The organism is Neisseria sp. Marseille-Q1983, from assembly GCF_018224585.1.
GTDB lineage: Bacteria > Pseudomonadota > Gammaproteobacteria > Burkholderiales > Neisseriaceae > Neisseria > Neisseria polysaccharea.
This window is the reverse complement of the sequence record NZ_JAGTUI010000014.1, coordinates 21929-27928: the sequence shown is the minus strand read 5'-3', so window position 1 is coordinate 27928 and position 6000 is coordinate 21929. Positions and strand designations below refer to the sequence as shown.

The 6000-nt window shown below is 51.6% G+C and carries 5 protein-coding genes and 4 tRNA genes; all 9 read right to left on the bottom strand.

The genetic code is table 11. From position 1 onward, the window contains the following. Positions 1 to 62: 62 nt before the first annotated feature. Positions 63 to 138: transfer RNA gene (locus KEM39_RS04850), tRNA-Gln, on the bottom strand. Between the two features lie 12 nt (positions 139 to 150). Then, positions 151 to 226: transfer RNA gene (locus KEM39_RS04845), tRNA-Gln, on the bottom strand. A gap of 7 nt (positions 227 to 233) precedes the next feature. After that, positions 234 to 1079: a 4-(cytidine 5'-diphospho)-2-C-methyl-D-erythritol kinase gene (gene ispE / locus KEM39_RS04840; protein WP_211709667.1), complete on the bottom strand. Its 846-nt coding sequence runs from the start codon at positions 1077 to 1079 to the stop codon at positions 234 to 236. A gap of 9 nt (positions 1080 to 1088) precedes the next feature. Beyond that, entirely contained in the window at positions 1089 to 1670 is a 582-nt protein-coding gene (lolB, locus tag KEM39_RS04835; RefSeq protein ID WP_118996970.1) for a lipoprotein insertase outer membrane protein LolB, read from the bottom strand. A gap of 154 nt (positions 1671 to 1824) precedes the next feature. Continuing rightward, entirely contained in the window at positions 1825 to 3669 is a 1845-nt protein-coding gene (locus tag KEM39_RS04830) for a hypothetical protein (protein WP_211709666.1), read from the bottom strand. A 159-nt stretch (positions 3670 to 3828) separates the two neighbouring features. Then, positions 3829 to 4665 (bottom strand): pantoate--beta-alanine ligase, encoded by an 837-nt coding sequence (gene panC / locus KEM39_RS04825; protein WP_118996971.1) that lies wholly within the window; start codon positions 4663 to 4665, stop codon positions 3829 to 3831. Positions 4666 to 4787: 122 nt separating this feature from the next. Continuing rightward, positions 4788 to 5579: a 3-methyl-2-oxobutanoate hydroxymethyltransferase gene (gene panB / locus KEM39_RS04820; RefSeq protein WP_118996972.1), complete on the bottom strand. Its 792-nt coding sequence runs from the start codon at positions 5577 to 5579 to the stop codon at positions 4788 to 4790. 141 nt (positions 5580 to 5720) lie between these two features. Further along, positions 5721 to 5796 (bottom strand) — tRNA-Thr (locus tag KEM39_RS04815). A gap of 34 nt (positions 5797 to 5830) precedes the next feature. Beyond that, positions 5831 to 5908: transfer RNA gene (locus KEM39_RS04810), tRNA-Thr, on the bottom strand. Positions 5909 to 6000: the final 92 nt, after the last annotated feature.

Genomic DNA, 6000 nt, shown 5'->3' with positions numbered 1-6000 from the left:
ACCTTCGCATGCTGGAATCAAAATCCAGTGTCTTAACCGCTTGACGACTCCCCAAGGAAATATGGCTGGGGAGGAAGGATTCGAACCTTCGCATGCTGGAATCAAAATCCAGTGTCTTAACCGCTTGACGACTCCCCAACTTGTTTGGCTTGGCTGGGGAGGAAGGATTCGAACCTTCGCATGCTGGAATCAAAATCCAGTGTCTTAACCGCTTGACGACTCCCCAACAATGTTTATACGGACAACAAAGGATGTTTTGAAAGACCCTCTGCCAAATATGCCTCGTACAAACCTGAAACTTGTCGGTATATATTGTATGCGCTATTCCTATCTTGACACGCCGTGAATACACATGCACCAGAACCTGTCATTAAGGCAAATCCATATCGGGACAACTCGGAATAGGCTTTCCAAACTTCAGGGTATTCTTTAAATACAACTGCCTGCATATCATTTCTAAACGGTTGCAGGTTTTGGAAAGTCGGCATTATGCTTGAGGCGGAATTTCGTGTCAAGCCTTCGTGTGTGAAAATTTTTGCGGTGGAAACGTGGACGGGCGGTTTGACGATGACATACCACTGTTTCGGAATATCCATTTCGTCCAGCCTGTCGCCTATACCCCGCGCAAACGCATTTTTGCCGAAAATAAAAAATGGTACGTCCGCCCCCAAAGCCGCGCCCGAATCAATGAGCTGCCGCTGCGTCAGACCGCACTGCCACCAACGGTTCAACACCAGCAAAACGGTTACCGCATCCGAGCTTCCTCCGCCCAAACCGGCCCCGGTCGGAATTTTTTTGTCCAGCCATATCTCCACGCCGGTAGGGGTGCGTGCATATTTTTGCAGCAACGATGCGGCACGGTAGCTTAAATCCGCCTCCTGCGGCATTCCATCAACCGGATTGTGCAGGATGATTTTGCCGTCGTCCCTTGGTTTCAAATATACGGTATCCTGCAAATCTATCAGGCAGAATATGCTTTCGATATTGTGATAACCGTCTTCCCGCCTTCCAGTAATCCTCAAATCGAGATTTAGTTTTGCAGGTGCGGGAAACGCCTGCCGTCCGTCCGCAATATTCATCTGTCCGCCTTATCTCGTGCGCGCCGCACAGCGTTCCGGGGTTTCGGTTTCAGACGGCATTCCAATTTCGGTGAAAACCAGCCTGATGTTCAATTTCCCGTTATCCAATTGCAGGATGCGGGCTTTTCCTTCGCTGTTGACGGTTCTGCCGATTGTCCAACCGTATTGTTCCAATATGCCGTCTGAAAGGATGCGGTAAGGTGCGCGTGCAACCCGTCTGCCGTCTGCCCAGATATGCAGATATTGAATAGGCAGGTTGAAACCAATAAGCTGCCGGCTCAACTCTTCCGCACTTTCCGCCTGATAAACATTTCCTTTAGCATCCACTGCCAACGCACCTTCTTTGTCTTGGCACATCTGTCCGAGCGTGCTGCCTAAAGGTGTATTGATATTGATGGTTTCTACAGGAGGCTGGTATGTCCAGTCGAAATTCGCATAAGAACCCCTGCCTTCCGCCTTAACCGCCAACCGTCCTTCCGCAGAAAAGCTGTCAATATATTCAGATACCTGCCACAGGTTCGAATGTTCCTGCGGCAATTGGGCGCAAGCCGATAAAAGTAGGATGGCGGATATAGATACGGTATGTTTCATCAGAATTCCTTGATGGTTATCCCTCCGACTTGGGCGACTGCCTGCCGGACAATAGATTTGGTTCGGCACGCAAAACACATACTATATGCAGGCTGTGCGCTAAACCATACGGATCTTCCGGCCACATCATGCCGTCTGAAAGGATGGGCCTGTATTATTTCCGAGGTTTTCGGAAAAGTTCGGGCAATGTGATTCCGTGACGTTTGAGCGTTTCGCGCCATATTTTCTTGTCTCCCGTAAGATGTGCCGCCTGAGTCCACACGTCAACCGCCTGATCGCGTTCACCCAATGCCCACAACACCTCGCCCAGATGGGCGGCAACTTCAGGCTCAGGCTGACTCTCAAACGAATAACGGAGATACGGCAGCGCACTTTCCGCATCGCCTTTCAGGTAATACGCCCAGCCTATGCTATCGTTAACGGCAATATCGTCAGGGTTAATTTGATATGCCTTCTGAAGCAATACGAAACCCTCGTCCAAACGCTCAGAATCGGAAAGCAGGCTATAACCTAAATTATTCATAATCTGAGCGTTATCGGGTGCAAGCCTGAACGCCCTTTCAAGATCTGAAATCATTTTTTTCCGCTTGCCAAGCCGGTCGTAAACAACCGACCGCTGTACCAATGCCTCTGCCTGTAACTCTGTATTACTGCCGGCAGGCGGTTTTTCGATAATCTTGTCCAACCCCCTCAAAGCCTCCCGTGCATCCGGCAGTTTTGACAGGGCAAACAACTGTACTTTAGACAAGTTGTCCGCCATAAAATAACGCCCCTGCTGCTCGGGAAGCTTCCGTACTTCCCTAATTTGCCGCAAAGCCGCCTTTGCACCATCCAGTTCGAGGGTTGCAGCAACTGCCGACACACCTTTGTCGAACAAATATTCCGGCGCGGATACTTTTGTCAGCCACTGCCTGACTTTGGCATAGTCCCTGCGGTCGGCATACATCATCGCCGCTGTTAACGCCGCCCTGCTCCTCTGCTCCTCCATCCCCCTGCCGTATGCCTTTTCGACATAGCCGTCGATAACGGAAATATCTTCTTTCCGGTTTGCCGCCAATATTGCCGCCTGAATATACAGATCCGCATTCGGATTGGCATCCATCAACACTTTCAAGCGTTCATATGCATCATCGGGCCTGCGCAGGGAAACAAGGTTCATAATTTCCATTTCCTGCCAGACGGTTGAAAGGTTTTTGGTGTCTGTTTGCTCGAAAAAGCTGCTGAGTATCTCGGGATAACGGCGCGCAACCAGACGCAAGGTTACCAGGGTCGGTGGTAGTATTTCTGTATCAAGTTTTGCCAAGCGTTGCAATGCCGCGATTGCTTTATCTTTTTCCCGCACTTGCACGTTAAAAACCACATCGGCAACCGCCGCTTCGGGCAGATGTTCATATTTCAACGCCGCGCGGTGGACGGCCTCCGATGCTTTTTGCGCCAACCCGTCCTGCTGCACGGCGGCTTGCGCCAGCAGCAAAAATATCCTGCGTTTTTGCACATCGTCCGATTGCGCCAGCACCTCTTCCAATCCATCCAGATGCTGATTTCCCCTTTCCCTCAATACGTTCCGCAGCCACCCCGCCCGTTTTTGCGCCTCACCCGGTATAGGCTCAATCTGCCGCCATTTCTGATAAATCATCTCAGCCTGTTCAAACGCATTCAGCGACACGGCCATTTCCAAGGCACGCTCGGCAACTTCGGGGGATTTTGTACGCTCCAACATCAGCATATAGGCGGCAAGTGCCGTTCCCGCCTGCCCCTTTTGCAAGGCGGTTTCCCCTCCCAGCAACGTAAATATCTGATTAACCCGCTCGCCCACTGCCGCAAGCCGTGCGCGTTCGTTTTTGATTTCTTCCTCGCTGTAACGCTGATGTTTCCTTAAAACCTTTCCGACTTCCTTCGGCTGTTTCATATCCCCCGCACCGCCTCCGGCGGCAGACACCTGTCCGGCAATCAAGGCTGCCGTCAACACAGTTAACATTTTGAAACGGTTAGGTAACATAATCATCCTTTATCCGGCATCCGTCCGAACTTTCAGACGGCATATAATCAGGCGTAACTTTATCACAAGCAGAATCGTTTGTAGATTTGCGAAACCCCGTTCAAAAAAATAAATGCCGTCTGAAATACTGCTTCAGACGGCATTACCGACGCTTGCGATTTAAGGGAGTTTTATTTCCACATTGTCAATCAGGCGCGTCGCCCCCAAACGGGCCGCAGCCAAAACCACCAGCTTCCTATCTCCCGTCCGTGCCACTTCGAGCGTATCGGCGTGGCGGATTTCAACATAATCGACCGTCCAGCCCGCAGCGGTCAAATGGTCGGCAGCCTGCCGCTCCAAACCCGCATAATCCAAACTGCCCTGCGCCAAGGATTCGGCAACAGCTTTCAATTCGCGGTACAGGCGCGGGGCTTCGGCGCGTTCCTCAACGCTCAAGTACCGGTTGCGGCTGGAGAGTGCCAAACCGTCCGCCGCCCGCCCCGTATCGACAGGCACAATTTCGATGTCGAAATTCAAATCCTCGGTCAAACCTTTAATCACGGCAAGCTGCTGGTAATCTTTTTTGCCGAAACAGGCAACATCCGGCAAAACAATATTGAACAGCTTGGACACTACGGTTGCCACGCCGCGAAAATGGCCGGGGCGGAACTTGCCGCACAACTCATTTTGCAGGTTGGGAGGTTCGACGTTATACCGTTGCTCCACGTTCGGATAGAGTTCTTTCTCATCGGGCGCGAAAACAACGGCAACGCCTTCGGCGGCAAGTTTGTCCGCATCCTGTTGCAAAGTGCGCGGATATTTGTCGAAATCTTCACCCTGACCGAATTGCAGGCGGTTGACGAATATGCTGACAACAACGTTGTCGGCGCGTTTTTTGGCTTCGCGAACGAGGGCAAGATGCCCTTCGTGCAGGTTGCCCATAGTCGGCACGAACGCCACCGTTCCCGCATTTTTACGCCACGCGCGCAGTTCTTGAATGGTATGTATGATTTGCATTACGGTAATCCTTATCCTTCGGGCTTCCTGCCCGACAAAACGCGCCGATTATACGCGCCGCGCACGGCAAAACAAAATGCCGTCTGAAACGGCTTTCAGACGGCATCGGCAGCAAACCTTGTTCAGTCTGCAAAAATATGTTCCGCAGCAGGGAAGGTTTTGGCTTTAACTTCTTCGACATACGCCCGAACCGCCGCCTGAATGCTGCTTTGCCCATGCATAAAGTTTTTGACGAATTTCGCCGTTTTACCCGGAAAAATACCGAGCATATCGTGCATCACCAAAACCTGCCCGTCGCAATCCGCACCCGCACCGATACCGATAGTCGGACAAGAAACAGTTTCAGTTACCTTTTTTGCCAGTTCCGCAGGAACACACTCCATCAGCACGACCGCCGCCCCCGCATCATCATGCGCCTTGGCATCGTTAAGCAACGCCTGCGCCTTGCCGCCGCGCCCCTGAACTTTATATCCGCCGAAGGCAAACACGGATTGCGGGGTCAGACCGATGTGCGCACAAACCGGAATACCGCGCATTTGCAAAAATTCAGTCGTTTCCGCCATCCACACGCCGCCTTCGAGTTTAACCATATGCGCTCCTGCCGCCATCAGTTCGGCAGCGGCGGCAAACGCCTGCTCCTTACTTTGCTGATATGCACCAAACGGCAAATCGCTGACAATCATCGCATTTTTTGCACCGCGTGCTACACATTCGGTGTGATAGCACATATCGCGCAGGCTGACGGGCAGCGTCGATTTCCGCCCTTGAACCGCCATTCCCAAAGAATCCCCAACCAGCAGCACATCCACGCCGGCATCGTCCATCAGCGCGGCAAAACTGGATTCGTAAGCGGTCAGCATAGCGATTTTCTCGCCGGCCGCCTTCATTTTTTGCAGTGTGTTCACAGTAATCATCAGATATTGTTACCCCGCCCTTTTCAGACGGCCTTTTCAGTTTGAAACGGGCTATTATAGTGAAATGCTCGCAGCCCTGCCACCGACCGTGCCGCAAATGCAAAACAGCCCGACTGTTTTGCACAATCGGGCTGTCAAATCTGGTGCCGGCACCAAGAGTCGAACTCGGGACCCCCTGATTACAAGTCAGGTGCTCTACCAACTGAGCTATACCGGCTTACTGAAATATTTTACAACACCATCAGCAGAAATGGTGCCGGCACCAAGAGTCGAACTCGGGACCCCCTGATTACAAGTCAGGTGCTCTATACCAACTGAGCTATACCGGCAAAGAAGGCGAATTATGCAGGCAACTTCACACTTTGGCAAGAAATTTGTTCAACCCCCTCATAAAAATACACTAAGTATATTATTTAAAACA